The 26623-nt window shown below is 40.0% G+C and carries 25 protein-coding genes; 16 read left to right on the forward strand and 9 right to left on the reverse strand.

Features of this window, described 5'->3' with window-relative positions:
* Positions 1–3 precede the first annotated feature (3 nt).
* The 3 genes from NST80_RS02755 to radC are packed head-to-tail and all read left to right on the forward strand — an operon-like array spanning position 4 to position 4175.
* The gene (locus NST80_RS02755; protein ID WP_235289454.1) at positions 4–1431 is read left to right on the forward strand and encodes a DUF2142 domain-containing protein; all 1428 of its coding nucleotides are present in this window, start codon (positions 4–6) and stop codon (positions 1429–1431) included.
* 17 nt (positions 1432–1448) lie between these two features.
* The gene (locus NST80_RS02760; RefSeq protein ID WP_235289457.1) at positions 1449–3443 is read left to right on the forward strand and encodes a hypothetical protein; all 1995 of its coding nucleotides are present in this window, start codon (positions 1449–1451) and stop codon (positions 3441–3443) included.
* A gap of 45 nt (positions 3444–3488) precedes the next feature.
* Entirely contained in the window at positions 3489–4175 is a 687-nt protein-coding gene (gene radC / locus NST80_RS02765; RefSeq protein WP_045768510.1) for a DNA repair protein RadC, read from the forward strand.
* A gap of 57 nt (positions 4176–4232) precedes the next feature.
* Here radC and NST80_RS02770 read toward each other — a convergent pair whose 3' ends face one another.
* The 6 genes from NST80_RS02770 to NST80_RS02795 all read right to left on the reverse strand — a co-directional run bounded on the left by NST80_RS02770 (position 4233) and on the right by NST80_RS02795 (position 9008).
* Positions 4233–4928, reverse strand: coding sequence for a gamma-glutamyl-gamma-aminobutyrate hydrolase family protein (locus tag NST80_RS02770; RefSeq protein WP_070849842.1), 696 nt, complete (start codon positions 4926–4928; stop codon positions 4233–4235).
* Positions 4921–5580, reverse strand: coding sequence for a redox-sensing transcriptional repressor Rex (locus NST80_RS02775; protein WP_045768511.1), 660 nt, complete (start codon positions 5578–5580; stop codon positions 4921–4923). Before NST80_RS02775 ends, NST80_RS02770 begins: the two co-directional genes overlap by 8 nt.
* Before the next feature lie 142 nt (positions 5581–5722).
* Positions 5723–6070, reverse strand: a complete 348-nt coding sequence (locus tag NST80_RS02780; protein WP_045768512.1) for a DUF1831 domain-containing protein — start codon at positions 6068–6070, stop codon at positions 5723–5725.
* Complete coding sequence (locus tag NST80_RS02785) at positions 6060–7184, reverse strand: cysteine desulfurase family protein (protein WP_183138124.1); 1125 nt, start codon at positions 7182–7184, stop codon at positions 6060–6062. Before NST80_RS02785 ends, NST80_RS02780 begins: the two co-directional genes overlap by 11 nt.
* Positions 7185–7187: 3 nt before the next feature.
* Positions 7188–8159 (reverse strand): ribose-phosphate diphosphokinase, encoded by a 972-nt coding sequence (locus NST80_RS02790; protein ID WP_013990217.1) that lies wholly within the window; start codon positions 8157–8159, stop codon positions 7188–7190.
* Positions 8160–8432: 273 nt separating this feature from the next.
* A complete protein-coding gene (locus NST80_RS02795) occupies positions 8433–9008 on the reverse strand; it encodes a CYTH domain-containing protein (protein WP_045768514.1) in 576 nt (191 codons plus the stop codon).
* A gap of 95 nt (positions 9009–9103) precedes the next feature.
* On the opposite strand from NST80_RS02795, the gene NST80_RS02800 reads away from it, so the two are divergent.
* From NST80_RS02800 to NST80_RS02845, 10 genes are all read left to right on the forward strand, one after another.
* Positions 9104–9778 (forward strand): GTP pyrophosphokinase family protein, encoded by a 675-nt coding sequence (locus NST80_RS02800; RefSeq protein ID WP_045768515.1) that lies wholly within the window; start codon positions 9104–9106, stop codon positions 9776–9778.
* On the forward strand, positions 9750–10586 hold the full coding sequence (locus NST80_RS02805) for an NAD kinase (RefSeq protein WP_002884507.1): 837 nt from the start codon (positions 9750–9752) through the stop codon (positions 10584–10586). The genes NST80_RS02800 and NST80_RS02805 overlap by 29 nt, the downstream gene beginning before the upstream one ends.
* Positions 10583–11479 (forward strand): RluA family pseudouridine synthase, encoded by an 897-nt coding sequence (locus NST80_RS02810; protein WP_002884380.1) that lies wholly within the window; start codon positions 10583–10585, stop codon positions 11477–11479. Before NST80_RS02805 ends, NST80_RS02810 begins: the two co-directional genes overlap by 4 nt.
* 13 nt (positions 11480–11492) lie before the next feature.
* Positions 11493–12476, forward strand: a complete 984-nt coding sequence (gene pta / locus NST80_RS02815; RefSeq protein ID WP_183138125.1) for a phosphate acetyltransferase — start codon at positions 11493–11495, stop codon at positions 12474–12476.
* Between the two features lie 236 nt (positions 12477–12712).
* The gene (locus tag NST80_RS02820; protein ID WP_149561436.1) at positions 12713–14683 is read left to right on the forward strand and encodes a peptide ABC transporter substrate-binding protein; all 1971 of its coding nucleotides are present in this window, start codon (positions 12713–12715) and stop codon (positions 14681–14683) included.
* Between the two features lie 181 nt (positions 14684–14864).
* Positions 14865–16835, forward strand: a complete 1971-nt coding sequence (locus tag NST80_RS02825; RefSeq protein WP_183138126.1) for a peptide ABC transporter substrate-binding protein — start codon at positions 14865–14867, stop codon at positions 16833–16835.
* Between the two features lie 60 nt (positions 16836–16895).
* Positions 16896–18389 carry an ABC transporter permease gene (locus NST80_RS02830; protein ID WP_014632819.1) on the forward strand — a complete coding sequence of 498 codons (1494 nt, stop codon included), beginning with the start codon at positions 16896–16898 and terminating at the stop codon, positions 18387–18389.
* Positions 18389–19315, forward strand: coding sequence for an oligopeptide ABC transporter permease OppC (gene oppC, locus NST80_RS02835; RefSeq protein ID WP_002886846.1), 927 nt, complete (start codon positions 18389–18391; stop codon positions 19313–19315). The genes NST80_RS02830 and oppC overlap by 1 nt, the downstream gene beginning before the upstream one ends.
* Before the next feature lie 9 nt (positions 19316–19324).
* Positions 19325–20410, forward strand: a complete 1086-nt coding sequence (locus NST80_RS02840; protein ID WP_013990226.1) for an ABC transporter ATP-binding protein — start codon at positions 19325–19327, stop codon at positions 20408–20410.
* Positions 20403–21332, forward strand: coding sequence for an ATP-binding cassette domain-containing protein (locus tag NST80_RS02845; protein WP_014634820.1), 930 nt, complete (start codon positions 20403–20405; stop codon positions 21330–21332). Before NST80_RS02840 ends, NST80_RS02845 begins: the two co-directional genes overlap by 8 nt.
* Before the next feature lie 49 nt (positions 21333–21381).
* Here NST80_RS02845 and NST80_RS02850 read toward each other — a convergent pair whose 3' ends face one another.
* Genes NST80_RS02850 through NST80_RS02860 form a run of 3 tightly spaced genes read right to left on the reverse strand, consistent with a single transcriptional unit; the run spans position 21382 to position 23259 of the window.
* Positions 21382–22167, reverse strand: coding sequence for an ABC transporter permease (locus tag NST80_RS02850; protein ID WP_183138127.1), 786 nt, complete (start codon positions 22165–22167; stop codon positions 21382–21384).
* 11 nt (positions 22168–22178) lie between these two features.
* Positions 22179–22877 carry an ABC transporter ATP-binding protein gene (locus NST80_RS02855; RefSeq protein WP_002884466.1) on the reverse strand — a complete coding sequence of 233 codons (699 nt, stop codon included), beginning with the start codon at positions 22875–22877 and terminating at the stop codon, positions 22179–22181.
* Between the two features lie 4 nt (positions 22878–22881).
* A complete protein-coding gene (locus NST80_RS02860) occupies positions 22882–23259 on the reverse strand; it encodes a GntR family transcriptional regulator (RefSeq protein ID WP_002884206.1) in 378 nt (125 codons plus the stop codon).
* Positions 23260–23440: 181 nt separating this feature from the next.
* Between NST80_RS02860 and NST80_RS02865 the strand changes: the two genes are divergently transcribed.
* From NST80_RS02865 to ftsY, 3 genes are read left to right on the forward strand one after another with little or no spacing between them, the layout of a single operon-like run.
* On the forward strand, positions 23441–24235 hold the full coding sequence (locus NST80_RS02865; protein WP_013990229.1) for an HAD family hydrolase: 795 nt from the start codon (positions 23441–23443) through the stop codon (positions 24233–24235).
* Entirely contained in the window at positions 24228–25046 is an 819-nt protein-coding gene (locus NST80_RS02870) for a Cof-type HAD-IIB family hydrolase (RefSeq protein WP_183138128.1), read from the forward strand. The genes NST80_RS02865 and NST80_RS02870 overlap by 8 nt, the downstream gene beginning before the upstream one ends.
* Before the next feature lie 10 nt (positions 25047–25056).
* Positions 25057–26454: a signal recognition particle-docking protein FtsY gene (gene ftsY / locus NST80_RS02875; RefSeq protein WP_183138129.1), complete on the forward strand. Its 1398-nt coding sequence runs from the start codon at positions 25057–25059 to the stop codon at positions 26452–26454.
* Positions 26455–26623: the final 169 nt, after the last annotated feature.

The raw sequence follows: 26623 nt of genomic DNA on the forward strand, positions 1-26623 counted from the left end.
ATTATGGAAACAATAAAAGATAATTTTTTGAGTAGAAAAGGTTATAGTAATGTTGTGCTCACAATCATTCTGATGGTTACTCTACTTACGGGATTAGTGTCGATTACTTTGAGAAGCCCTATGGTGGGATTAGATGAAATGGGGCATTACGCAAGGAGTGTTGAACTTTCAAATGGTAATTTACTTAGTTTACAGGATGGAAATCCTGCACTTGCTGGAGGAAAAATTTCAAATACACAATATGAATTTATAGAAAAAGCTAAGCAAGTTCAATCGGGTAATTCTACTAAGTATAAAGCGACGGATAAAGATTGGTATCATAAATTTTCTTCACTTCCTTATACTAATCAGAAAAGGTTTTATGTGAATACAAATACTGTTCCCTATACACCTTTTTCTTACTTACCATATGTTTTTACAGCTTATTTGTCAAAAATTATTGGAATAAAGCCTGTTACAGAATATTTGTTAATGAGACTTATTGGTTTCTTAACCTATTTTCTTTTGTTTATATTAGCTATTAAAATTACACCAGTTGGGAAGTTTACTTTAGCATTTATTTCTACTATTCCGACTGTAATAGTTAGTTGGACGAATATTTCTGCCGATGGTTATATGGTTGCAATCTCAGCTTTATTCTTTGCTGTAATATTGAGAGTGGTTTATTCTTTAAAGCAAGGAAAAAACATTACTTTGAATGATGTACTAGCTGTCTCAATTGTAACGGTATTATTATCAATGGGGAAAATTCCAATATTCCTATATTTATTTTTGCTATTACCGCTTGCATTTTTACTGAGAAAAAGATCAAATTTTGAACATAAGGCATATTTTTATTTATTATTTCTTTTTGGTCTTAGTTTTTTGGTAACTGTATGGTGGGTATTGATTGTTAAGAACATTAATACAGGTGCCTATTTTGGTAGAAATGTAGATACGTTCAAGCAGTTGAGTTTTATCTTATCAGATATCCCAAGTTTTTTAACCTTACTTGCTCGTACATTATTGGGCTATAATTTTTTTGTATATACCATTGGGTATACGAATGATTTAGCTGTTTATGCAATTCCAAAGTTGTTTACATACTTAAGTGCTACAGCACTGGTGTTATCAGTATTTGCTAAATACAATAGTCAAAACTATCTGAAAGCACCAAGAAATATTTATTTTAAGTTGTTTGAGATTTCAAAATATTTAATTTCTTTTGCTTTTATTGTTTCGGTATTTATCATACTTTACTTACAGTTCTCAGAAATTGGTAGTCATACCATTGATGGAGTTCAAGAACGATATTTTATCCCAATTTACTTCATTTTATTAAGCATAATTCCTAAACGAAAAATATCATCTGGATTATATCTGACTATAATTTCGTTATTGGCAATTTTACCAGCGATTTCTTACTGGTTAATTCTTTTTAATCAACTCTAGAAATGGAAAATAATTTTATGAAAAAAGTTCGTAGTTTGGGGATATCTTTTATCAAGTGGCGTTACGTAATCGCTCTATTTGCTTTTTTTTGTTCAGTAAGTCTGAATCTTAATGGTAGTTCAATTGCTAATTGGAATAACTTTGGTGTTAGAGAAACCGTGTCAGGTGTTCAGTCTGAAACAAAGACAGTTGACGATTATCAAGGCTTTCAAAAATTAAAGTTATGGGTTCCATCACTGTATCGTACGGATGATACTATCATAGGTAGTCCTAGACCAATCAGATCTGATGAATGGTTAGTTCAAACACCTTTTTACTTATCTCAGGTAAAAACAGGAAATCATTTTACAAATAAATCCTATCAAGTTTCAGGTCAGAATATGATGCTTGCTTATAACGTTTCATCCTGGCATATTTCAACGATAGGGAAACCATTTAACTGGGGATTTCTTTTCTTAGGAGCTTCTAGAGGGTTATCTTGGTATTGGAGTTTTAAAATTATAGCAATGCTACTATTAGCTTATGAATTTGCTATGATTTTAACCTCTAAGCGTAAGCTATTATCAGCTGTATCAAGTTTTTGGATAACTTTCACACCAACAGTACAATGGTGGTTTATGCAACATCTTGGCGATGTGGTATTCTTTTCATTATTGATAATGGTGTCTATATATCATTATTTTAACTCTGAAAAGAAAGTGTTCAAAATATTAATGGCAATAAATTTGATAGTTGCTCTTATTGGGTTCCCGTTAATTATATATCCAGCATTCCAAGTCCCCTTTGCTTATATTATTCTATTATTTACAGTAATACAGTTTTTCAAGGCATTAAGAAATAAAAAAGTTAAACTATTTGACGTGATTGTTATTGCATTAACTTTATTTGTTTCACTTATGATAGATGCATTAACCATTTATCAAAGTTGGGATGCAATATCAGCAACTCTTCATACAGTATACCCAGGAAAAAGAATTTCCGTTGGTGGGGAATATACTTGGAAAAATTTAAGTGATTTCTTATATAATATTGTTCTGCCATTTAAGGCACCTCAAGTGAGTAACCAAGTTGAACTATCAAGTTCATTTAATTTCTTGCTTTATATACTTCTGATCTTGCCTTTTGTTATTAAGAGGAAAGATATAAATAAAAATATCTTTGGGATTGTCTTAGTAGTTTATTCACTAATGCTGATGCTTTATAGTATAGTTGGTATCCCAACGGTACTATCTAAATTGACATTGTTTAGCTATGTACCATTTTCGAGGTCGTGGCAATCGATGTCAGTAATTGCAGTTTTTGCTTCGATATGGTTTATATCCTTTATATGGGATAAATTAGAGAGAGTAAATTTAACTAAAATTTTACCATCTTTATTCACTGTCACGATACTCTACTTATACAGAGGACTAACAGATGATATCTATAAGAATTATTTAGGAAGGTTTACATCCGTTATTTTAATTGTGATTATGTTAATTGCTTTTATTTGTATTCTTTATAGAAAAAAACGAGTATTCTATCCTATTATGTTAGCCATTATAATTGTGGGTGGATTGACTATTAATCCGGTTACACATGGCATAGGTGCTATTGAAAATAAATTACTATCTCATGAAGTTGAAAGCATTGTAGGAAAAAATCCTAATGCGATTTGGATGTCTGATTCTACAAATCTCTATCACTTTGTTCAAATGTTTGGTGCTAAAAGTATAGATGGTGTTAGATTTTATCCCGATAGACAACTTATGACTAAAATTGATAAGCAAAATCAATATGAAGATGTATGGAATAGATATGCACACTTAAAATATTCATTAACGAACGAGAACACATCTATGACTACACCAGTTCCCGATAATGTAAATATTAACTTAAATATAAATGAGTTAAAAGACTTAAATGTAAAATATATTTTGACAACTAGAGACTTAAATAAAGAATTTGGTTCGTCATTTACAGAGATTTATCAGGATAATGATAATAATAGAATCTTTGAATATTTGAATTAACTTCCCCCTCCCACTTACGAATAGGTAAGTAGGAGGTTTTTTCTTATGTATAGTATTGTATCTGAGGAGGCGGGGCTTTTGCCTCGTGAGCGACTCTTACAGAAGGGAGCAGAGGTTTTATCGGATCAGGAGTTGTTGGCGATAGTACTACGAACAGGGACCAAATCTGAGTCGGTCTTATCTATGGCTAATCGTATTTTGAAAGGGATGACGAGTTTGGCGGATTTGTCTCGTTTGTCTTTGAATGAGCTTCAGAAGATTCCTGGTATTGGGCGTGTGAAGTCTATTGAGCTGAAGGCTATGGTGGAGTTGGCTAAGCGGATTGAGAAGGCCGAGTTGGCTCGTTCCGAGCAGATTATGTCCAGTCAGCAAGTAGCCCGTCGTATGATGTTGGATATTGGGGACAAGCCTCAGGAGCATCTGGTGGCTATCTACTTGGATACGCAGAATCGTGTTATTCAGCAGAAGACGGTCTTTATTGGTGGTGTTCGTCGTTCGATTGCTGAGCCACGTGAGATTTTGCATTATGCTTGTCATCTGATGGCAACGTCCCTGATTGTGGTTCACAATCATCCATCGGGTGAGGCCTATCCGAGTCGAAATGATATTGATTTTACACAAAAGATTAAGCGGTCTTGTGATGATTTAGGGATTTGTCTGCTTGATCATCTGATTGTTGGCAAATCGACCTATTATTCTTTTCGTGAGGAGAGGGAGGATTTTGAGCTTTAGATTGAGCTTATGTGATAAAGACAAGAGAAAAGCAACTGAGTGCAGTCTCAGTTGCTTTTAAAGTTCGTTAACGACGTATTCAAAGAGTTTGAGGTCTTCTTCACGTTTATCTAGCAGAAGCTCTGGGTGCCACTGTACACCAAGGAAGCGAAGGTCTGGTGTATTTGACTCAACGGCTTCGACAGTGTTGTCCTCAGGATCACGCGCAATGACACGGAGGTCAGAGGCCAAGTGTTTAATACTTTGATGGTGGAAGGAGTTGATAGAGGTTTCACGTCCGTAAATTTCTGCCAACTTACTGTCCTCTTCAACAATCATCTCATGGTAGAGGTAATCAGAAGGCTTGTCCTGCCAGTGATTCTCGATGTCTTGGTGGAGACTACCACCTAGTGCGACGTTCATGAGTTGAGTTCCACGACAGATTGAAAAAATGGGTTTCTTTTGCTTAGTGGCTTCTTCGATAAGTGCCATTTCAAAGATATCACGTTCGAGGAAGAAGTCATCTTCACTGGCATGGTTCTTTTCGTTGTAGAATTTAGGGTCAACGTTTTGCCCACCGATAAGGATGAGCTTGTCAATCATGGAGATATAGGTCTTGGCTTCCGATGGATCGGATACGGGTAGTAGGATTGCTAGGCCACCGGCTCTTTGAACTCCTTCTACAAAGCCAGATGGGGCATAGGACCAGTTGATGTCTTCATGGGCTGGATTAGGCCTTACATTGGCTGTGATTCCGATAATTGGTTTAGTCATTGTTCCTCCTTGATTTTTCTTCTTCTTTCATGAAATAGAGTAGGGTTTGTAATTCGCTAGTCAGGTCTACGTATTGGACCACCACGTGGCGTGGAAGATTGAGGTTGACTGGAGAGAAGCAGAGGATGCCTTTAATTCCAGCATCAACCAAAAGATCAGCCACCTCCTGAGCCTTAACTGATGGCACTGTCAGGATGGCTGTTTTGATATCTTCTTGAGCAATCTTGTCCTTAATTTGGGAAATCCCATAGATAGGAATATTGTCCTCAGTTTGAGTTCCAACCAGTTCGTTATCGTCTGTATCAAAAGCCATGACCAGCTGCATGCGATTACGTTCTTGAAAACGGTAGTGGAGAAGGGCACGTCCGACATTCCCCACACCTACGAGAAGTACCTTGGTAGTCGCATTGTCATTAAGGAGTTCAGCGAAAAATGTCATTAGTTTGTTCACGTCATAACCAAAGCCACGACGACCTAGCTCACCAAAGTAGGAGAAGTCTCGACGAACAGTGGCAGGGTCAATCCCAATCGCTTCAGCAATTTGTTTAGAGCTTGCTTTCTCGATATTTTCACGATGGAATCGCTTGAAAATACGATAGTAGAGAGAGAGACGTTTGGCAGTGGCGTTTGGGATGTTTTTCTCAAATGTCATTGATCGCTTTCCTTTCTTCAATTAGTATGATTCTCTTATATTTTAAGAAAAGTTTGTGAAGATTGCAACAAAATAGTGTAGAAGAGGCGATATAAAAAACCTATCACAAGGATAGGCTATTTCTATGTAGTAAGAAAGAAGTTTAGACTTCTTCTTGTTCGAAAACGTTACGGTCAACCAAACTCTGCATCAAGAAATAGAATTTCTCTTGCAAGATGTGATGATTTTCATTTTTAAAGATATTAACGTTACGAAGGCCAGATTTGTCTGTAATTGACAATTTGAAACCAGTCAAGTCTTTGTTAATAGTGATTTTAAGTGGGAAACCTTCACCTGAGTTAGGCACTTTTTCGAGAAGGCGGTGCAACTCGTAGTTTCCGATTTTATTTTGCACAAAAGTCGTATCACGTAGGGTGAATTTTTTGACATTAGGACTGATGGTGTAACGGTATTTACAGTCAGTCAAATGAATGCTTTTTTCAAATGCCATGTTGGTCTCCTATGATTTGATTAAGTTTTTCTGCTAGGGCTTGGAGTTCTTCAGCAGTATTTTCCTCTGATAAACTAATGCGGATAGCTGTTTTTAGTTTGTCAGAATCCTTGCCATAGAGGGCCTGGATGACGTGGCTAGGGTCAACAGTTCCAGCAGTACAAGCAGAACCCGTTGAGACGGCAAAGCCAGCTAGGTCTAACAAGGTTAAGAGAGGGCCATTTTCCTTACCAGGAAAACTGATGTTGATGACGTGAGGTAGACTAGATCCTCCACCATTAATTTCATAAGGAACGGTAAGGGTATCTAGAAAGGCCTGACGAATCTTTTCAACATGCTGGTAATTGGCTTGGTAATTCTCGCTAGCATTCTTATAAGCAGCGGTCATACCTGCAATACCGACCAGATTTTCAGTACTGGCACGACGTTTTTCCTCTTGCTCTCCACCATGGAGTAGGTTGTCAAAATGCAAATCGTTATGATAGAGCAAGCCGACACCTTTAGGTCCGTGGAATTTATGGGCACTAATAGAGAGAAAATCAGCTCCAAGTTGCTCTGGGTGAATAGGAAGTTTTCCTGCTACCTGCACGGCATCAACGTGGAAGGCAGCTTGGTGATTGGCAAGCAAGTCACCAAGTTCCTTGATAGGAAGCAATTGGCCGGTCTCATTATTGGCATACATAACAGAAACTAGAATAGTATCGTCACGTAAGGCATCAGCGATTTGTTGGGCAGTAATGACTTGATTTTCTGGTTGAATATAGGTTACTTCAAAACCAAAACGCTCTTCCAAGTAGGCCATGGTGTGAAGGACAGAGTGGTGTTCAATAGCAGTTGTAATCAGGTGTTTGCCTTTAGCTTGATTGGCTAGGGCATAACCTTTGATAGCTGTATTGTTTCCTTCAGTCCCACCAGAAGTGAAAATGAGCTTACGAGCAGGGACTTTAAATTGTTTGGCCATTTCTTCACGGGCTTCACGAAGTTCCTTGGAAGCTTGACGACCATAAGCATGGAGGCTGGATGGATTTCCAAAGGTTTCAGTCATAACATGTGTCATAGCTGAAATAGCAGCAGTATTTAAAGGAGTTGTTGCTGCATTGTCCAAATAAACCATAGCTTAGTCCTCGTGTGCTGTATATGCAAAGAGTGGACTAAGTGGTTGACGTTCGAAGATACGAGTAGTAGCGTTAGCGATTAGCTCACTTGCTGAAATGTATTTAACGTTTGTAGGCACTTTTTCTTTAGTCGCAACTGAATCTGTTACCAAGATTTCTTTGATTGGAGCAGCGTTGAGGACTTCGGCAGCACCTCCTGCAAAAAGCCCGTGACTAGCAACTGCATAGATGTCTTTAACGCCACCACGTTCAAGGATTTTAGCTGCTTCAGCAAATGTTTTACCAGTATTAAGGATATCATCAACCAAAATTGCTGTTTTTCCTTCAACCTCACCGATGATGTAGCCTTCTTCGCGTTCTGAATCATCTTGAGCGTAGTCAATGATAGCGATTGGTGCATCAAGGTATTCCGCCAAGCTACGAGCACGTTTAACACCTGAGTTTTTAGGGCTAACAACGACAACATCACTTCCTGTGAATCCTTTTTCGTTGTAGTATTCAGCAAACAATGGCATTGTGAAGAGGTTATCTACTGGGATATCGAAGAAACCTTGAACTTGGACAGCGTGAAGGTCAAGTGTCAAGACACGATTGACACCAGCTTTAACCAGCATATTGGCAATCAATTTAGCAGTGATTGGTTCACGTGACGCAGCGATACGGTCTTGACGTGCATAACCAAAGTAAGGCATAACCACGTTGACAGAGTTAGCACTGGCACGTTTGCAGGCATCAATCATGATGAGCAATTCCCAAAGGTGGTCGTTAACAGGGTTGCTTGTAGATTGGATGATATAAATATCGTCCCCACGAACAGACTCTTCAATGTTGATCATGATTTCACCGTCAGAAAATTGACGTGAAGATACTTTACCAAGTGGCAATCCAGTAGCCTCAGCAATTTTTTCAGCAATTTCTGGGTTTGAGCTGAGCGAGAACAATTTCAATTGTGGGTTTGCTTTTTGATGTACCATGACGATGGTGACTCCTTTAAAAAAATAAGATGCTAAGCCCAGTTAGGGCTATTGTAATAAAACTACAGATAGTTCTATTTTAGCAAAAAGAAGCAGAAATTTCAGCCATCAAAGTATGATATTGGTGAAAAATACCGAACCTTTGCTAGATAAAATTCCTTTGTATGCGTTTTTAGACCTCTGGAGGTCATTTATGAGATAAAATGCTTGTAGTATTTAACGCTGCATGTGTTTAAACATAAAAAGACAAGGAGCTAACTCCTTGTCTAACTTTTAGTCTTTGTCTCGTTTGAGGGTAGCTACAAAGCGTGCGACCTTACTCTTGGCATACTTAAAGTCAATATTATTTTCTTTAAGGAAAGCATCAAAGTCGTCTTTACCTTTTTCAGCATCTGAAACTTCTAGCTCAAGCTCGTAATCTTTCTTATCAGCATAGACATTGACATCGAGGGCCATGAGGCCGATATTGGTCTGGTACTCGCGACGGGTAGTGGTCAAATGTCCGAGGATGGTTAGGTCCTCGAGCTTAACCCCACGTTCTAGAAGAATGGATTTGATTTGACAATCAGGAAAGTCCAGCGACTTAGTCAAAGCCTTAGCATCCGAACAATCCATGGTAACGTTGTACTCCATGTTCCCGACTTTTTCAGGGATCTTCAAGGTCAGCTCACCATGAGTGGGAAGCGTCCTGATACGCAAGGAGAGTTTTTTACTTCTCATGTCACTCTGAGGAGTGTCGATGTAGTAGTTGGTTTGCGTAACAGGTGTCACATGGGAGAAAAGCATCGCTAAACGATTGTACTCGTCTTTGGTGAGTAGAGTCTTGAACTCTATCTCTAAATGGTTCATGTGTGTCCTCCCTTGTGCTTTCAAATGTGGTATAATATAACAGATTGTATTTATTTTATAAAAAACTAAAGCTTTTGACAAGGAGGAGTCCTATCTTGACCATGGATTGGGAACAATTTTTAGACCCCTATATTCAGGCCGTAGGTGAGCTCAAAATCAAGCTCCGAGGCATTCGTAAACAATTTCGTAAGCAAAATCGTCACTCGCCTATTGAATTTGTGACGGGACGTGTGAAGTCAGTGGCTTCCATTGAGGAGAAAATCGCCCTTCGTGGCCTTTCGGTTGAAAATTTGGCTCAAGATATGCAGGATATAGCTGGTCTCCGAGTCATGGTCCAATTTGTCGATGATGTGGATGAGGTTTTAGCTTTGCTGCGTCATCGTAGTGATATGACCATTGTTTCAGAGCGTGACTACATCAGAAACCGTAAACATTCGGGTTATCGCTCTTATCATGTTATTATCTCTTATCCCGTTGATACCATTGATGGTCGTAAGGAGATTCTTGCAGAGATTCAGATTAGGACTTTGGCCATGAACTTTTGGGCCACCATTGAACATTCCCTTAATTACAAGTATCAGGGGAACTTTCCAGAGGAAATTAAGCTTCGCTTGGAAAATACGGCCCGCATGGCCTATGAACTTGATGAAGAAATGCGTAAGATACGTGATGATATTAGAGATGCCCAGTTGCTCTTTGATCCAATTAACAGAACTTTGAAGGATAGTGTAGGAAATAGTGATGACACAGATGAAGACCTCTTCGGATGAGATGAAGGTAGCTATTATTGCCAATGGCAAACCCCAAAGTAGGCGTGTGGCCTCAAAACTTTTTAATGCCTTTCGAGATGATCCAGATTTTTATTTGACCAAGAAAAATCCAGATGTGGTCATCTCAATTGGTGGTGATGGCATGTTGCTATCGGCTTTTCATATGTATGAAAAAGAGCTTGCTCGTGTGCGTTTTGTAGGGATTCACACGGGTCACTTAGGTTTTTATACGGATTATTTGGACAGTGAAGTAGATCAATTAATCGAGACGCTGCGAAAAGACAGTGGTGCTAAGATTTCTTACCCTCTTTTGAATGTCAAATTGACCCTGGCTGATGGGCGTTCTTTTACGTCGATTGCCCTCAATGAAGCAGCCATCAAGCGTAATGAGAAAACCATGGCAGCAGATGTTTGCCTTAATGATGTCTTGTTTGAGAGTTTTCGTGGTGATGGGTTGTCGGTGTCAACGCCCACAGGATCAACGGCCTACAATAAATCTCTTGGTGGTGCGGTCCTTCATCCTACCATTGAAGCCTTGCAACTGACTGAGATTGCCAGTCTTAATAATCGTGTGTATCGTACCTTAGGTAGTCCTCTTATTGTGCCAAAGCATGAGAAGATTACGGTTTATCCTACCCGAATGGGAAGCTACACTCTATCTGTTGATAATAAAACCTATACCAACCGTAATGTGAAAAAGGTAGAATTCTCAATTGACCAACGTAAGATTTCCTTTGTGGCTAGTGCCAGTCATACCAGTTTCTGGGAACGGGTACGTGATTCCTTTATCGGAGACATGGAAGAATGAGATATGAGTTTACAGTAGGGCGTTCTTGTCGGGTCAAGACCTTTTTGAAGGAACATGATATTTCTAAAGGGCTACTGGCCAAGATTAAGTTTGAGGGCGGTCATATTTGGGTCAATGGTGAGGAACAGTTTGCGACTTATCCTGTCCATGAAGGAGACGTGGTTGCCATTGAAATCCCTGATGAGGCACCGCACGAGACCTTGAAACCTATTCCTTTTGACTTGGATATTGTCTATGAGGATGACAACTTCTTGGTGATTAATAAACCTTATGGCTATGCCAGTATTCCAAGTGTTAACCATGACAATACTATGGCTAATTTCGTCAAACATCACTTCGTTAGCAACAATTATCCCAATCAGCGTGTACATATCGTGACACGTCTGGATAAGGACACGTCTGGTCTTATGCTGTTTGCTAAGCATGGTTATGCCCACGCGCGAATGGATAAACAGTTGCAACAGAAGTCTATTAAGAAACATTACTATGCCTTGGTTGAAGGTGATACAAAACTTGAGGAGCAGGGTGAAATCATTGCACCGATTGCGCGTGATGTGGATTCTATTATTACACGTCGGGTTCATAAATCAGGGAAATATGCCCATACGAGCTATCGCTTGGTAGCTGATTATGGTCGAGTGAAGTTGGTTGATATCAATCTTCATACTGGACGTACGCATCAGATTCGTGTGCACTTTGCCCACTTAGGTTTGCCTCTTTTGGGAGACGACCTTTATGGCGGTTCCCTAGATTATGGTATTAAGCGCCAGGCCTTGCATTGTCATCGTCTTGCCTTTATCGATCCTTTCACCAAAAAAGAGATGGTCCATGCATCTTCCTTGACAGATGATTTTGAAACCGTTATCATGAACTTACAAACTAAAAAAGATTGATTGAGGATTTTTTATGCGTAGTCTATTTGGTGAACTTCGTGAACGTATTGCGGGGAAAGGTGTTAAGATTGTTTTTCCTGAGGGTAACGACGACCGTGTGGTTCGTGCTGCTGCCCGTTTGAAATTTGAAGGATTGGTGGATCCTATTATTTTGGGAGACCCAGCTGAGGTTCACAAAATCTTGAGCGATTTTGGCTTTGCAGACTTTAACTATACGATTATTGATCCTGAAGCCTATGAAGGTTTTGAGGAAATGAAGGAAAAATTTCTTGAAATCCGTAAAGGAAAAGCAACAGTCGAAGATGCAGAGAAATTGCTTCGTGATGTGAACTATTTCGGTGTTATGCTAGTTAAACTCGGTCTTGCTGATGGAATGGTTTCAGGTGCCATTCACTCAACAGCGGATACGGTACGTCCTGCCCTTCAAATTATCAAAACAAAACCAGGCATTTCACGTACATCAGGTGTTTTCCTTATGAACCGTGAAAATACCGATCATCGTTTGGTGTTTGCTGATTGTGCCATCAACATTGAACCAAATGCTCAAGAATTGGCAGAAATTGCAATTAATACTGCTGAAACAGCTAAAGTTTTTGGTATTGATCCTAAAGTGGCCATGCTTAGCTTCTCAACAAAAGGTTCTGCTAAATCGCCAAAAGTTGAAAGGGTAGTAGAGGCAACAAATATTGCTAAAGAAATGCGTCCTGACTTAGCTATTGATGGTGAGTTGCAGTTTGATGCAGCCTTTGTTCCAGCAACAGCTGCTATTAAGGCTCCAGATAGTAACGTAGCAGGACATGCTAATGTCTTTGTCTTCCCAGGTTTGCAAGCAGGTAACATTGGATATAAGATTGCCCAACGTTTGGGAATGTTCGAAGCCATCGGACCAATCTTGCAAGGTCTTAATAAACCTGTTAACGACCTTTCACGTGGGGCTAGTGCTGAAGATATTTACAATTTGGCGATTATCACAGCTGCTCAAGCTCTTAATGGCTAATTTTTACTTAAAAACAGAGGTCTGACCAAGGTGTTAGACCTTTTTGTTTTATGCATGACGAGTGATTAAAAATAAATTGAATGAAGTGGCTAGAAATCTAGGAAATACAAGGGGTTATTGAGTTTATCGTGTTTTATTATGTAAAATGCTTGTGCAAAATTGTCTGACAACGACTTTTTTTCTTGATTATTTATGCTATAATGAAAAGGTAAAATTTTATTTTTTGGAGAAATCTTATGAAAAAAAGCAAATGGTTAGCCCTTGCGGGTGTGGCACTCCTCAGTGTAGGTGCCTTAGCGGCTTGTTCTTCTAAGTCAAGTACTAGTGGAACGACTTATGGTTATATTTATAACTCAGATCCTGAAACTTTAGACTATATCACGTCAAATACTGGACCTACTAAGACTGCTGTAACTAACGGTGTAGATGGTCTTATGGAAGCAGATAAATATGGAAATCTTGTTCCTTCAGTAGCTGAAGATTGGTCTGTCTCTCAAGATGGTCTTACTTATACCTATAAAATCCGTAAGGGTGTTAAATGGTATACTTCTGATGGTGAAGAATATGCTGATGTGACTGCTAAGGACTTTGTGACTGGTCTTAAGCATGCGGCTGATGGCAAAGCTGGAGCTCTTTACTTGGTGCAAGATTCTATTGCTGGCTTGTCTGACTACCTCTCTGGTGCCAATAAAGATTTCTCAAATGTAGGCGTCAAAGCAATCGACGATTATACATTGCAATACACCCTTAAAAAACCAGAACCATACTGGAACTCTAAAACAACTTATGGCTTGCTCTTCCCAGTTAACGAAGACTTCCTTAAGAACAAAGGAAAAGATTTTGGTAAGTCAACAGACCCAACATCTATCCTCTATAATGGTCCTTTCCTTCTCAAATCTTTGACAGCTAAATCATCTATTGAGTTAACTAAGAATGAGAATTATTGGGATAAGAAAAATGTGCATTTCGACGCTATCAAATTGTCATATTATGACGGATCTGACCAGGAATCACAAGAACGTAGTTTCTCTGATGGCGGTCTCAGCATTGCACGTGTCTTCCCTATGAGCTCTAACTATGCGTCAGTAGAAAAGAAATATAAAGATAATATTTATTACACAGCGCCAGGTGCGTCTACAGCAGCTATTGGTGTGAATATTGACCGTCAAAACTATAAATTCTCAGCTAAGAAGACAGATGCTGAAAAGACATCAACTAAGAAGGCTCTTCTAAACAAAGACTTCCGTCAATCAATCAACTTCGCTATTGACCGTACAGCCTATCAATCACAAGTAAACGGTAAAGATGGGGCTGCTCTTGCTATACGTAACCTCTTTGTTCCTTCTGATTTTGTCAGTGCAGGTGATAAGACCTTTGGTGACCTTGTGACGGACAAGATGAGCACTTACGGTGATGAATGGTCTGGTGTCAATTTTGCGGATGGTCAAGATGGTCTCTACAATGCGGAAAAAGCTAAGACTGAGTTTGCCAAAGCCAAAGAAGCTCTTCAAGGTGAAGGTGTTCAATTCCCAATTCACTTGGACCTTCCAGTTGATCAAAGTTCTAAACTTAATGTTGCTCAAGCTCAATCATTGAAACAAACGATTGAAAAATCATTGGGTAGTGAAAATGTCGTTATCGATATCAACCAGTTGTCATCTGATGATATGCAAAATGCAACCCTTAATGCGGCTAATGCGGCAGCAGAAGACTGGGATATTTCAAACGGTGTGGTTTGGGGTCCAGACTATCAAGATCCATCAACTTACCTTGATATCTTTAAGACAACTTCAAGCGAAAATACCAAGACTTTCATGGGTTATGATGATCCAAACAATGCGGCCGCAGCTCAAGTAGGTCTTAAAGATTATGATGCCTTGCTTGATTCAGCAGCTTCAGAAACAACAGACCTCAACGCTCGTTACGACCGCTATGCCCAAGCTCAAGCATGGTTGGAAGATAGCTCGCTTGTCATTCCATTGACTGTTGGTAACGGTGCAGCACCAGTTATCTCACGCTTGACACCATTTACGGGTGCTAGCATGCAAGTGGGTGATAAGAACTCATCAGACTACTTCAAATACGTGAAACCACAAGAAAAAGTAGTTACTAAGAAAGAATATGAACAAAGTCGTGAAAAATGGCTTAAAGAAAAGAAAGCATCTAACGAAAAAGCTCAAAAAGATCTTGAGAAACACGTTAAATAATATTCTTGAGAAAAAGGCAGTAAGCCTTTTTCTTTTGTCCAAAAAGGGCTAATCCATAGTGCTCGTAAGGGGTATAATTGTGAGAAAGTCAGTATAAGACAAAATATTCTGAAAATTGTACTCATCTTATTTTTTATGGTATAATATAGGCATATAAAAAAAGATTTTTTGGAGAATGCTTATGAAAAAAAGTAAATGGTTGGCCCTTGCGGGTGTTTCCCTCCTAAGTGTTGGGGTTTTAGTGGCTTGTTCATCAAAATCAAACACTTCAAGCAATACATACAACTATATTTATACTGCTGACCCTGAGACATTGGATTACCTTATTTCCAATAAAGGTTCAACAACTGATGCTGTGACAAATGGTGTCGATGGCCTTTTGGAAAATGATAAATATGGTAACTTGGTGCCTGCTATTGCCAAGGATTGGACTGTTTCAGCTGATGGTTTGACTTATACTTACAAACTTCGTAAGGGAGTTAAATGGTATACTTCAGATGGTGAAGAGTATGCGGAAGTAACAGCTAAAGACTTCGTAACAGGTCTTAAGCATGCTGCTGACAAGAAGACAGAGTCAATTTATTTGGCAAAAGATTCTGTAGTAGGTCTTGCTGATTATTTCAACGGTACTGATAAAGACTTCTCTAAAGTTGGTGTTAAAGCACTTGATGACTACACTCTTCAGTACACTCTTAAACAACCAGAACCATACTGGAATTCTAAGATGACTTATTCTCTCTTCTGGCCTGTTAACGAAGAGTTCCTTAAGTCAAAAGGGGATAGCTTTGGTAAATCAACAGATCCATCATCTATCCTTTATAATGGTCCGTACATCCTTAAGTCATTGACAGCTAAATCATCTATTGAGTTGACTAAAAATGAAAACTATTGGGATAAGAAAAATGTTCACTTTGATGGCATCAAACTTTCTTTCTACGATGCATCTGACCAAGAATCGCTTGTTCGTAATTTCACTGATGGCGCTTATAGCCAAGCACGTCTATATCCAACAAGCTCAAACTTTAATTCTGTAGAAAAACAATATAAAGATAATATCTTCTATACACAACCATCTGCAGATATTGGTGGGGTTGGTGTTAATATTGACCGTCAGTCTTACAACCATACATCTAAGAAGACTGATGCTGAGAAAGATTCAACTAAGAAAGCTCTTCTTAACAAGGACTTCCGTCAATCAGTTAACTTTGCTATTGACCGTACAGCTTATTCAGCACAACTTAATGGTGAAAAAGGTGCAGCACTTGCTGTTCGTAACCTTCTTGTTAAACCTGATTTTGTTTATGCTGGTGACAAGTCATTCGGTGATTTGGTAACTGAAAAGATGCCTTCATATGGTGACGAGTGGTCAGGTGTTAACCTTAAAGACAGTCAAGATGGTCTCTTCAATGCTGATAAGGCTAAGACTGAATTTAATAAAGCTAAGGAAGCTCTCCAAGCACAAGGTGTTCAATTCCCAATTCACTTGGACCTTCCAGTTGACCAAGCTGCAAAACCAACTGTAGCACGTGCACAATCTTTGAAACAATCTGTTGAAAAGACACTCGGTAAAGAAAATGTGGTTGTAGACGTTCATCAAATGTCTCAAGATGATCTTCTTAACAGTACTTTGTATGCAGCTAATGCAGCAGCAGAAGACTGGGATATCAATATTTCAGTTGCTTGGGCACCTGACTACGAAGACCCATCAACATTCCTTGATATCTTCAAGACAACAGCTAGTGAGAACACAAAAACTTACATGGGATTCGACGATCCTAACAATGCAGCAGCAGCTCAAGTAGGTCTTAAAGACTTTGATGCTTTGGTTGATAATGCAGCTAAAGAAACAAGCGACCTCAACGTACGTTATGAACGTTATGCAGAGGCACAAGCTTGGTTGGAAGATAGCTCACTCTTCATGCCACTTATGGTTAACAAGGGTGCTGCTCCAATGGTAGCTCGTTTGACACCATTCTCAGGTGCTTACTCTCAAGTAGGACCTAAGGGTTCTGATAGATACTTCAAGTACCTTGAACCTCAAAAAGATGTTGTCACTAAGAAAAACTATGATAAAGCCCGTGAAAGCTGGCTTAAAGAAAAGTCTAAGTCCAACGAAAAAGCTCAAAAAGACCTTGAGAAACACGTTAAATAAAAGGACGATGGAACTTTCTCATTAGATTGGGAAAGTTCTTTTGGAATTAAAGGAAGAGACATGAAAAAATACATTTTATTGAGAACCCTCCGTTCTCTATTGTCAATATTTGTCGTGACGGCCTTGACCTACACGATTATCTATACCATGGTGCCGAGGCGTCTGATTTTCAGACAGGACCCTAACTACAACAAGATTGCTAAGACAGCCGATTCTAAGGCTAACTATGAAAATACAATCTATGAACGTATGGGTTACATTGATTACTATGACACCAAGGAGTTGCAGGAGAAAGCTAGCTCCCTTGATAAGTCAGTAACCACTAAGCCAACAAAAGAAAATAAAGCTATTTACCAAAAATATGTGGATAGTTTAGGACATGGCTGGCGTTTGCATCAATTCAAGGAAAGTAAGCAATTCTATGCGACACGTGATGTGCCTGTACTTGAACGTGTGTTTGGCTTCTATAAGCACCTCTTTGAATTTGACAATACGGGATGGGTGAAAGATAAAACAAATCCAAACTTGAAACGATACATTCGAATTGAAAATGATCCAGCTATTGGTTGGTCAGTGGTTGGTTCAGGGACTAAGCATAAATATCTGCTTTACTTTAACGGTCAGTTCCCATTTGTTCACCAAAACTTCGTGAAGATGAACCTTGGTACATCTTACCCAACTTATGCTGAGCAAGGTGTTCTTGATGTTATTACGCAAGGTCAAGGGCAAACACAAAGCTCTGAGGTCAACTTCCCTACTGGTAAGAAGATATCTTCAGTAGATATCTACTCTCGTACTTATAAATCACCAAGTCAGGCTGATGCGAGAGATCGTTCTTACTATGGAAATGACCCATACACAGCTACCAAGAGTCGCTACCAATACCCATCAATGGTGACAAGTTCTGCCATTGCAGGTTTGATTGGTTTGGTCTTGTCTTATGCTTTGGCAATTCCATTGGGATCATACATGGCACGCTTTAAAAACACGCTCTTTGATAGTGTATCAACAGGTGTCTTGACTTTCTTGCTTTCACTACCAACCATCGCCTTGGTTTATATCATTCGTTTGATTGGTTCTGAGATTGGTCTTCCAGATTCCTTCCCTATCTTGGGTGCAGGTGACTGGCGTTCATACGTCTTGCCATCTGTTATTCTCGGTCTCTTGTCAACACCAGGTCTTGCGATTTGGATTCGTCGTTACATGATTGACTTGCAATCACAAGACTTCGTTCGTTTTGCACGTGCCAAAGGGTTGTCAGAACAAGAAATTTCGAATAAACACATTTTCAAAAATGCTATGGTTTCCTTGGTTTCAGGAATCCCAGCATCTATCGTTAGTGTTATTACAGGGGCAACTTTGACAGAAACAATCTTCGCCTTCCCTGGTATGGGTAAAATGTTGATCGACTCTGTTCGTGCTTCAAATAACGCTATGGTTGTGGGTCTTGTATTTATTTTCACAGCTCTCACCATCTTCTCATTGCTTGTGGGTGATATCCTTATGACTATAATTGACCCACGTATCAAATTGACATCTAAAGGAGGTAAATAATGGCTTCAATTGATAAAAGTAAGTTCCAATTTGTAAAGCGCGATGATTTTGCCTCTGAAACAATTGATGCACCAGCTTATTCTTACTGGAAATCAGTGATGCGTCAATTCTTTAAAAAGAAATCAACAGTAGTAATGTTGGGGATCTTGATTGCCATCGTTTTGATGAGTTTCATCTATCCAATGTTCTCTAAATTTGACTTCAATGATGTCTCAAAAGTAAATGATTTCAGTTTGCGTTATGTACATCCAAATGCTCAATACTGGTTCGGTACTGACAGTAATGGTAAGTCCCTCTTTGATAGTGTTTGGTTTGGAGCTCGTAATTCTATCCTTATTGCTGTTATCGCTACCTTCCTTAACGTTGTTATTGGTTTGCTTGTAGGTGCTGTTTGGGGGATTTCTAAGACCTTCGATATGATTATGATGGAAATCTACAACATCATCTCAAATATTCCTGCCCTCCTTGTAGTTATCGTCTTGACTTACTCATTGGGTGCTGGTTTTTGGAATATGATCTTTGCCATGACTGTCACAGGTTGGATTGGTATTGCCTATACTATCCGTATTCAAATCATGCGTTACCGTGATTTGGAGTACAACTTGGCTTCTCGTACACTGGGAACGCCAACTGCTAAGATTGTGGTTAAAAACATCATGCCACAACTTGTGTCAGTTATCGTAACTATGGCTAGTCAACTCTTGCCAGGATTTATCTCTTACGAAGCCTTTCTTTCATACTTTGGTTTGGGGCTTCCAGTTACGACGCCTAGTCTTGGTCGTTTGATTTCAGACTATGCACAGAACGTTACAGTCAATGCTTATCTCTTCTGGATTCCATTGACTACCTTGATTCTCGTTTCCCTTGCTCTCTTTATTGTCGGTCAAAACTTGGCGGATGCCAGCGACCCACGTACGCATAGATAGGAGTCCAATATGACAGAAAATAAAAATGTAATATTATCGGCTCGCGATATCGTCGTGGAATTTGACGTTCGTGACCGTGTTTTGACAGCCATTCGAGGAGTTTCCCTTGATTTAGTTGAAGGTGAAGTTTTAGCCTTGGTTGGTGAGTCTGGTTCAGGTAAATCAGTTTTGACTAAGACTTTCACAGGGATGCTTGAAGAAAATGGTCGTGTAGCTAGCGGTTCTATTGATTATCGTGGCCAAGATTTGACCAAGCTTAAGAGTCACCAAGATTGGGCGCCTATTCGTGGAGCTAAGATTGCGACTATCTTCCAAGATCCTATGACCAGTCTTGACCCAATTAAGACTATCGGTAGCCAAATTGTTGAAGTCATTGTCAAGCACCAAGGAAAATCAGCTAAAGAAGCTAAAAAAATGGCCATTGATTACATGGACAAGGTTGGTATTCCTGATGCTGAAAAACGTTTCAACGAATATCCTTTCCAATACTCTGGTGGGATGCGTCAACGTATCGTCATTGCCATTGCCTTGGCTTGTCGTCCTGATGTCCTTATCTGTGACGAGCCAACAACTGCCCTTGATGTGACCATTCAAGCTCAAATCATTGACCTTTTGAAATCACTCAAAGAGGAGTATGGTTTCTCAGTGATTTTCATTACCCATGACCTTGGTGTGGTAGCAAGTATCGCTGACAAGGTTGCTGTTATGTATGCTGGTGAAATCATCGAGTACGCAACGGTTGAGGAAATTTTCTATGAGCCTTGTCACCCATACACTTGGAGCTTGCTTTCAAGCTTGCCACAGTTGGCTGACGATAAGGGTGAGCTTTTCTCTATTCCAGGGACACCACCATCACTTTATACACCAGTTGTTGGAGATGCCTTTGCCTTGCGTTCAGACTATGCCATGCAAATTGACTTCGAGGAAAAAGCACCACAATTCCAAGTTTCAGATACTCACTGGGCTAAGACCTGGCTCTTACATGAGGATGCACCAAAAGTTGAAAAACCTGAGGTTATCCAAAATCTACATGAAAAAATCCGTACTAATATGGGATTTGCACATTTAGGAGATGAGGAGGAAGGCAATGCCTGAGAAGTTAGTTGAAGTAAAAGATGTGGAGATTTCCTTCGGTGAAGGAAGCAAGAAATTCGTTGCTGTCCACAATGCTAATTTTTTCATCAACAAGGGTGAAACCTTTTCCCTCGTTGGTGAGTCTGGTAGTGGTAAAACTACTATCGGTCGTGCCATTATTGGTCTGAATGATACAAGTAATGGTGAGATTATTTTTGACGGTAAGAAAATCAATGGGCACTTATCTCACTCTGAGAAAAACGACCTTATCCGTCGTATTCAGATGATTTTCCAAGACCCTGCGGCTAGTTTGAATGAACGTGCAACAGTTGATTATATCTTGTCTGAGGGCTTGCATAACTTCCATCTCTATAAGGATGAGGAAGATCGTAAAGCTAAAATCAAGGAAATCATCAAAGAAGTGGGACTTCTTGAGGAGCACTTGACACGTTACCCTCACGAATTTTCTGGGGGACAACGTCAACGTATCGGTATTGCGCGTTCCTTGGTTATGCAACCTGACTTGGTCATCGCTGACGAACCAATCTCAGCCCTTGACGTGTCAGTTCGTGCCCAAATTTTGAACCTGCTTAAGAAATTCCAAAAAGAGTTGGGATTGACCTACCTCTTTATCGCTCACGACTTGTCAGTGGTCCGTTTCATTTCTGACCGTATCGCTGTTATCTACAAGGGGACAATCGTGGAAGTTGCTGAGACAGAAGAACTCTACAACAATCCTATCCACCCTTACACCAAGTCACTCTTGTCTGCTGTTCCTATTCCAGATCCGATCTTGGAACGTAAGAAAGTCTTGAAGGTTTATGATCCAAACCAACACGACTATTCTGTTGATAAACCAGAAATGGTTGAAGTACGTCCAGGACACTTCGTTTGGGGTAACAAAGCCGAAATTGAGACTTATCGTAAAGAACAAAGTAAATAAGTCTTTTAAATGCAAAAAAATCGTGTTCCAAAAGGAACACGGTTTTTCTTTAGTCCAGATTTAAGCGTTTGGTCATGATATAGTAGGTACCAAAGTAACTTGCTGCGATGAGAATGAGAGACTGAACTAGACTAATGATATATGACGAGTTATTAATTGCAGTATATGTTGCATCTCCAGTCAAGGCTGCACCGAGTCCAAAGAAGAAACCAATAAAGAATAGGATAGCCTGAATGGCGAAAAAGGCGACAAACCCCATAAGAACTTTGTTAGTATTGAAGAGGTTTCCGATACTAATACAGAGGTAATAGAAAAGGATACCAGCAATCATTGACAAGATTGTAGAAGGGATGAAGAGGTAGAAAGCGCCTATCTCTTTTAGGATCTGGCCAAAGTAGCTGGTAGCTAGGAGGATATCTTTCATATCAAGGCAGAAAGTAGCTATAATTCCAATCGAAAGGAGTATAACGAGTGATGAAATGATATCTAAAATAAAGGCTACCAAGAGTTTCGACAAGATTAATTGGTGAGCAGAAACTGGGAGTGTATTGGTTAGATAGCCTTCTCTCCCAAAGACAGTTTTTGCAAAGCGTCTGACAATGAGGACTATTGTTGCTATGTAAATGGCTCCCCATACAATAATGGTAGCAAAAACCATCAGTGTGAAGAAAGCAAAAAAGAGTAGACTAGGTTCTTGGTGGCTCTGTTCAGTTACAAAAATAAATTTTTGAAGCATTAAACCCAAGGGGATTGAGAGTAGGATGGCAATACCATAGATGCCGAGATACCATTTACGGATCGATTGTAATTCATACTTAACTAATTTCCAAAACATGCTCATACCTCCTAGTTGTGGAACATCTCTCTAAAGAGTTTGTCGATAGATTTGCCATGGGCTTGACGGATATTATCAGCATCACCCTGAAGTTCAATCTGACCGTATTTTAGGAAGACAACTTCATCTAGAACGGATTCAATGTCTGCAATCAAATGGGTTGAAATGATAACAGAAGCATCTTCAGAGTATTGGTTGATGATGGTTTTAAGGATGTAGTCACGTGACGCGGGATCGACCCCACCGATAGGTTCATCGAGGAGATAGAGTTTAGCTTCACGACTCATAACCAAAATCAACTGAACTTTTTCTTTGTTACCTTTTGAAAGGTCTTTAAGGCGCAAATCAGGCTGGAGCTTTAAATCTTGCAAGAGTTGTAAGGCAAGAGGATAGCGGAAGTCAGCATAGAAATCTTGGAAGAAGTCCAAGTAGTATTGGATAGTCTTACTTTCATCTAAATAAGTTGTGTCAGGCAAATAAGCCACTTGAGCTTTGGTGATAGGTGATGGCTGAAATCCATTAATAGTTACTAAACCAGAAGTTGGTTGAAGGAGGCCATTCAAAATCTTGATGAGAGTTGTTTTACCACTACCGTTTGGTCCTAAGAGACCAATGATTTTACCAGACGGGATGGACATGGTTACATCTCTAAGGGCTGGAATACCATTATAGGTCTTGGTGAGATTTGTTAGAGTTACAATATCAGTCATCGGTCTATAAGTCCTTTCCTGTTTGTTCGATGTAGTCAGTAATGATGGCTTTGATTTCAGGTGAGCTAAAACCAATGGCTGCCATCTCAGTGACAAAGTTTTTCATGAGACTTTGGGCAATCTCATGTCGTTTTTGATCAATAAGTTTTTCATCTTCAGTAACAAAGCGACCAGAGGTACGGGCAGAATAGACCAGCCCCTCTTTTTCAAGTTCTTGGAAGGCTCTTTGTACGGTGTTGGGATTAACCCCGGCTTCCTGAGCAAATTCCCTTACAGGTAGGAGTTGTTGTCCCATACTCAATTCCTTGGAAGCTATCTTCAGTTTGACGCGATAGGCGATTTGGAGATAGATTGGCGATTTTTCATCAAATGTCCAAGCCATAAGAGACTCCTTTCTAAAAGTATAATAGTATTATTTTTGTACTATCGTAATGATACAACTGAAATGATGAATTTGCAAGTGAAATGCCATATTTTCTCTAATTTCTTTGGCTTTTCCCAAACTTATATTTCTATTTTTGGTACAATAGGGGCAAGTATATTCGACCTGAAGGGAGATTATTTTGAAAATTTTAGCAACAGATATGGATGGTACCTTTCTAGACCATCTTGGTGCCTATGACAAAGCACGTTTGGATAACCTTTTGGATGCTTGTGAAGCTAAAGATTACGTTTTTACCGTAGCTTCTGGCCGAGCCCTCTTGGCTTTGGAAGAGCTTTTTGATGGGTTTGTGGACCGCATTGCGATTATTGCGGAAAATGGGGCCTTGGTTCAGTACAAGGGTGAAGTCTTGTTTGAGTCCAAGCTAGACCCTAAGGATTATTTGGAAATTGCAGATACAACCCTAGCTTTGCCAACTTGTGAGGGGATTCTCTTGTCAGGCCGTCGAGGTGCCTATGCACCAAACGATGCAGATCCAGCCTATCTTAAGGCCATGGAACGTTACTATGAAAATGTTATGGCAACGGACCTTGAAGCGGTGACAGATGATATTTTCAAGGTAACTGCTAAGTTCCAAGGAGATACCATCATGGAACGTGGTGACTACCTCAACACGATTTTTGAGGATATGACAGCTGTGACAACTGGCTTTGATTCTATGGATATCATCCTAAAAGGTGTGGACAAGGGCTTTGGTCTCTACCATCTTTGCCAAGAGTTGGGGCGCCAGGCTTCAGATGTTGTAGCCTTTGGTGATAATCTCAATGATATGGAGATGTTGACCTTCGCGGGGCGTGCGGTTGCTACGGAAAATGCGCGTGATGAGATAAAGGCAGTGGCAGATGAGGTGATTGGTCACCATAAAGACGGTGCAGTCTTTGACTACATGGAAGGATTGGTGGGCTCAGATGTCTGAGATTAAATTACTAGCCTTGGACCTAGATGGAACTCTCTTTACTAAGGATAAGCAAGTAACAGCTGAAAATAGAGCTGCTCTGAAGGCGGCAGAAGCTAAGGGAGTTCATGTGGTCATTACGACTGGTCGTCCTCTGCCAGCTATTACTCATATCTTGGAAGATTTGGGCTTGTTGGATGATAAGCACTATAGTGTGACCTTCAATGGTGGCTTGGTTCAGCGTAATAATGGGGATATCCTCATAAAGAAAGAGATGAGTCGAGAAGATTTAAAGCAGATTTATGCTGTCTTTGAACCTCTAGGGCTTCCTATGGATGTTATCAGTGATGGCATTGTCTATGGTGTGCCAAGTAAAGGCAATCATTCTCTCTATCGTCAGGCTAATCCTACCTTGACCTTCATTGATGTGGAGAGTATTGATGACATTCCTGAAAATATCGTCTATAATAAGGTAGTTACGGTCTGTGAGGAAGCATTTTTGGATGCCCAAATTCAAAAACTACCTAAACAGCTATACCAAGATTTTGAGGTTTTTAAGTCCCGTGAGATTATCCTTGAGGTCATGCCTAAGGGTGTTCATAAAGCTGTAGGTTTGAGACTCTTGACTGATTATCTTGCTCTTGATAGAAGTCAGGTCATGGCTATGGGAGACGAGGAAAATGACTTGACCATGTTGGAGTGGGCTGGTCTAGGTGTAGCTATGGCAAATGCTGTTCCTAAGGTTAAGGCTGTTGCCAAGGCGGTAACGACAAAAACTAATGAGGAATCTGGAGTGGCTGAGGCCATCCACAAGTATATTCTAGAGAAATAAGGAGAACCAAATGGGTCTATTTGATCGATTATTTGGACAAGAGGAAAACCAGTCACAGGAGACTGTAGCAAATCAGGAAATTTCAGAAACTGAGGCCCTTGATAATCAAGACTTGTCAACAAGTGAAGGGATAAGCGAAAGTCAAGCAGAACAGCTCAGTGAGTCAGAGACTCAAGTAGAAGAGTTTTCGTCTACAGAATCTGTTGAAGAAAGCGAATCTACAGTGACAGAAGAAAGTGAAGCAGGGTCTGATGAAGACCTTTCTGTTGATGATCAGGCGTCAAGCGAAGCAGAGGGCGTATCAGAGTCAGAAGAAAGCCAAGTCGCTGTGGATAACCACTTTGCGGATGTCATGGCTGATTACTATGCTAAAAAGGCTCAGGTAGCTGCTGCTGCAGAAAAAGGTGAAACGGTTACTTTTGAGGCTGTTCAAACCCGTAAAGTTGAGGAAAAACCTGAAGAAGTTCAGGCTTCAAAAACTGAAACAGAACAAGAAAAATATAATCGTACTCTTAAGAAGACGCGTACAGGTTTTGCTGCTCGCTTGAATGAATTCTTTGCGAATTTCCGTCGAGTTGATGAGGAGTTCTTCGAAGAATTGGAAGAAATGCTGATTCTTTCCGATGTTGGGGTTAATGTCGCAACGCAATTAACGGAAGACTTGCGCTACGAAGCTCGTCTTGAAAATGTCAAAAAAACAGAGGATTTGCAACGCTTGATTATCGAAAAACTTGTGGACATCTACGAGAAGGATGATGTCTACAAGGAGCAGATTAATTTCCAAGATGGTTTGACAGTCATGCTTTTCGTTGGTGTCAACGGGGTTGGTAAGACAACGTCTATCGGTAAGTTGGCGCATAAATACAAACAAGAAGGCAAAAAAGTCATGCTGGTAGCTGCCGATACTTTCCGTGCAGGAGCGGTTGCTCAGTTGGTTGAGTGGGGACGTCGTGTTGATGTGCCAGTAGTGACTGGTGCTGAGAAGGCTGACCCAGCTTCCGTGGTTTATGATGGTATGGAAAAGGCCCTTGCTGAGGGAGTTGACGTCCTTATGATTGATACGGCGGGTCGTCTGCAAAATAAAGACAATCTTATGGCAGAGCTTGAAAAGATTGGTCGTATTATCAAGCGTGTGGTTCCAGAAGCACCTCATGAAACCCTCTTGGCCTTGGATGCCTCAACTGGTCAAAATGCGCTTAGCCAGGCCAAGGAATTTTCAAAAATCACACCTCTTACAGGTCTTGTCTTGACTAAGTTGGATGGTAGTGCCAAGGGTGGTGTGGTTCTGGCCATTCGTCAAGAGTTGGATATTCCAGTTAAATTAATTGGTTTTGGTGAGAAAATTGATGATATTGGTGAGTTCCATTCAGAAGAATTCATGCAAGGTCTCCTGACTGGTTTGGTTTAAAAGAGTATTTAAAAAGAGTGAGTACTGGGAAAAGGAATTCACTCTTTTTAATGGTGTCCTCACCTTGAAAAAAGTCACTTTTATTGGTAAAATAGTAAGGAAAAACGCATGCTCTGAAAAGTGAGCTGTAACTTAATCACTGAACAACCCCTAAGCCGTAAAAAGAGAT

It is taken from the genome of Streptococcus sp. FSL K6-1323 (genome assembly GCF_038630745.1).
GTDB lineage: Bacteria > Bacillota > Bacilli > Lactobacillales > Streptococcaceae > Streptococcus > Streptococcus salivarius_D.

Bases quoted from the DNA above. Each gene is read 5' to 3' on its own strand.
- NST80_RS02785 (WP_183138124.1), bottom strand. From the start codon at position 7,184: ATGGTTTATTTGGACAATGCAGCAACAACTCCTTTAAATACTGCTGCT.
- radC (WP_045768510.1), top strand. From the start codon at position 3,489: ATGTATAGTATTGTATCTGAGGAGGCGGGGCTTTTGCCTCGTGAGCGA.
- NST80_RS02860 (WP_002884206.1), bottom strand. From the start codon at position 23,259: ATGGCTTGGACATTTGATGAAAAATCGCCAATCTATCTCCAAATCGCC.
- NST80_RS02775 (WP_045768511.1), bottom strand. From the start codon at position 5,580: ATGACATTTGAGAAAAACATCCCAAACGCCACTGCCAAACGTCTCTCT.
- NST80_RS02840 (WP_013990226.1), top strand. From the start codon at position 19,325: ATGACAGAAAATAAAAATGTAATATTATCGGCTCGCGATATCGTCGTG.
- NST80_RS02830 (WP_014632819.1), top strand. From the start codon at position 16,896: ATGAAAAAATACATTTTATTGAGAACCCTCCGTTCTCTATTGTCAATA.
- NST80_RS02845 (WP_014634820.1), top strand. From the start codon at position 20,403: ATGCCTGAGAAGTTAGTTGAAGTAAAAGATGTGGAGATTTCCTTCGGT.
- NST80_RS02780 (WP_045768512.1), bottom strand. From the start codon at position 6,070: ATGGCATTTGAAAAAAGCATTCATTTGACTGACTGTAAATACCGTTAC.
- NST80_RS02805 (WP_002884507.1), top strand. From the start codon at position 9,750: ATGACACAGATGAAGACCTCTTCGGATGAGATGAAGGTAGCTATTATT.
- oppC (WP_002886846.1), top strand. From the start codon at position 18,389: ATGGCTTCAATTGATAAAAGTAAGTTCCAATTTGTAAAGCGCGATGAT.
- NST80_RS02870 (WP_183138128.1), top strand. From the start codon at position 24,228: ATGTCTGAGATTAAATTACTAGCCTTGGACCTAGATGGAACTCTCTTT.
- NST80_RS02855 (WP_002884466.1), bottom strand. From the start codon at position 22,877: ATGACTGATATTGTAACTCTAACAAATCTCACCAAGACCTATAATGGT.
- NST80_RS02820 (WP_149561436.1), top strand. From the start codon at position 12,713: ATGAAAAAAAGCAAATGGTTAGCCCTTGCGGGTGTGGCACTCCTCAGT.
- ftsY (WP_183138129.1), top strand. From the start codon at position 25,057: ATGGGTCTATTTGATCGATTATTTGGACAAGAGGAAAACCAGTCACAG.
- NST80_RS02790 (WP_013990217.1), bottom strand. From the start codon at position 8,159: ATGGTACATCAAAAAGCAAACCCACAATTGAAATTGTTCTCGCTCAGC.
- NST80_RS02755 (WP_235289454.1), top strand. From the start codon at position 4: ATGGAAACAATAAAAGATAATTTTTTGAGTAGAAAAGGTTATAGTAAT.
- NST80_RS02795 (WP_045768514.1), bottom strand. From the start codon at position 9,008: ATGAACCATTTAGAGATAGAGTTCAAGACTCTACTCACCAAAGACGAG.
- NST80_RS02810 (WP_002884380.1), top strand. From the start codon at position 10,583: ATGAGATATGAGTTTACAGTAGGGCGTTCTTGTCGGGTCAAGACCTTT.
- NST80_RS02825 (WP_183138126.1), top strand. From the start codon at position 14,865: ATGAAAAAAAGTAAATGGTTGGCCCTTGCGGGTGTTTCCCTCCTAAGT.
- NST80_RS02770 (WP_070849842.1), bottom strand. From the start codon at position 4,928: ATGACTAAACCAATTATCGGAATCACAGCCAATGTAAGGCCTAATCCA.
- NST80_RS02850 (WP_183138127.1), bottom strand. From the start codon at position 22,167: ATGTTTTGGAAATTAGTTAAGTATGAATTACAATCGATCCGTAAATGG.
- pta (WP_183138125.1), top strand. From the start codon at position 11,493: ATGCGTAGTCTATTTGGTGAACTTCGTGAACGTATTGCGGGGAAAGGT.
- NST80_RS02760 (WP_235289457.1), top strand. From the start codon at position 1,449: ATGAAAAAAGTTCGTAGTTTGGGGATATCTTTTATCAAGTGGCGTTAC.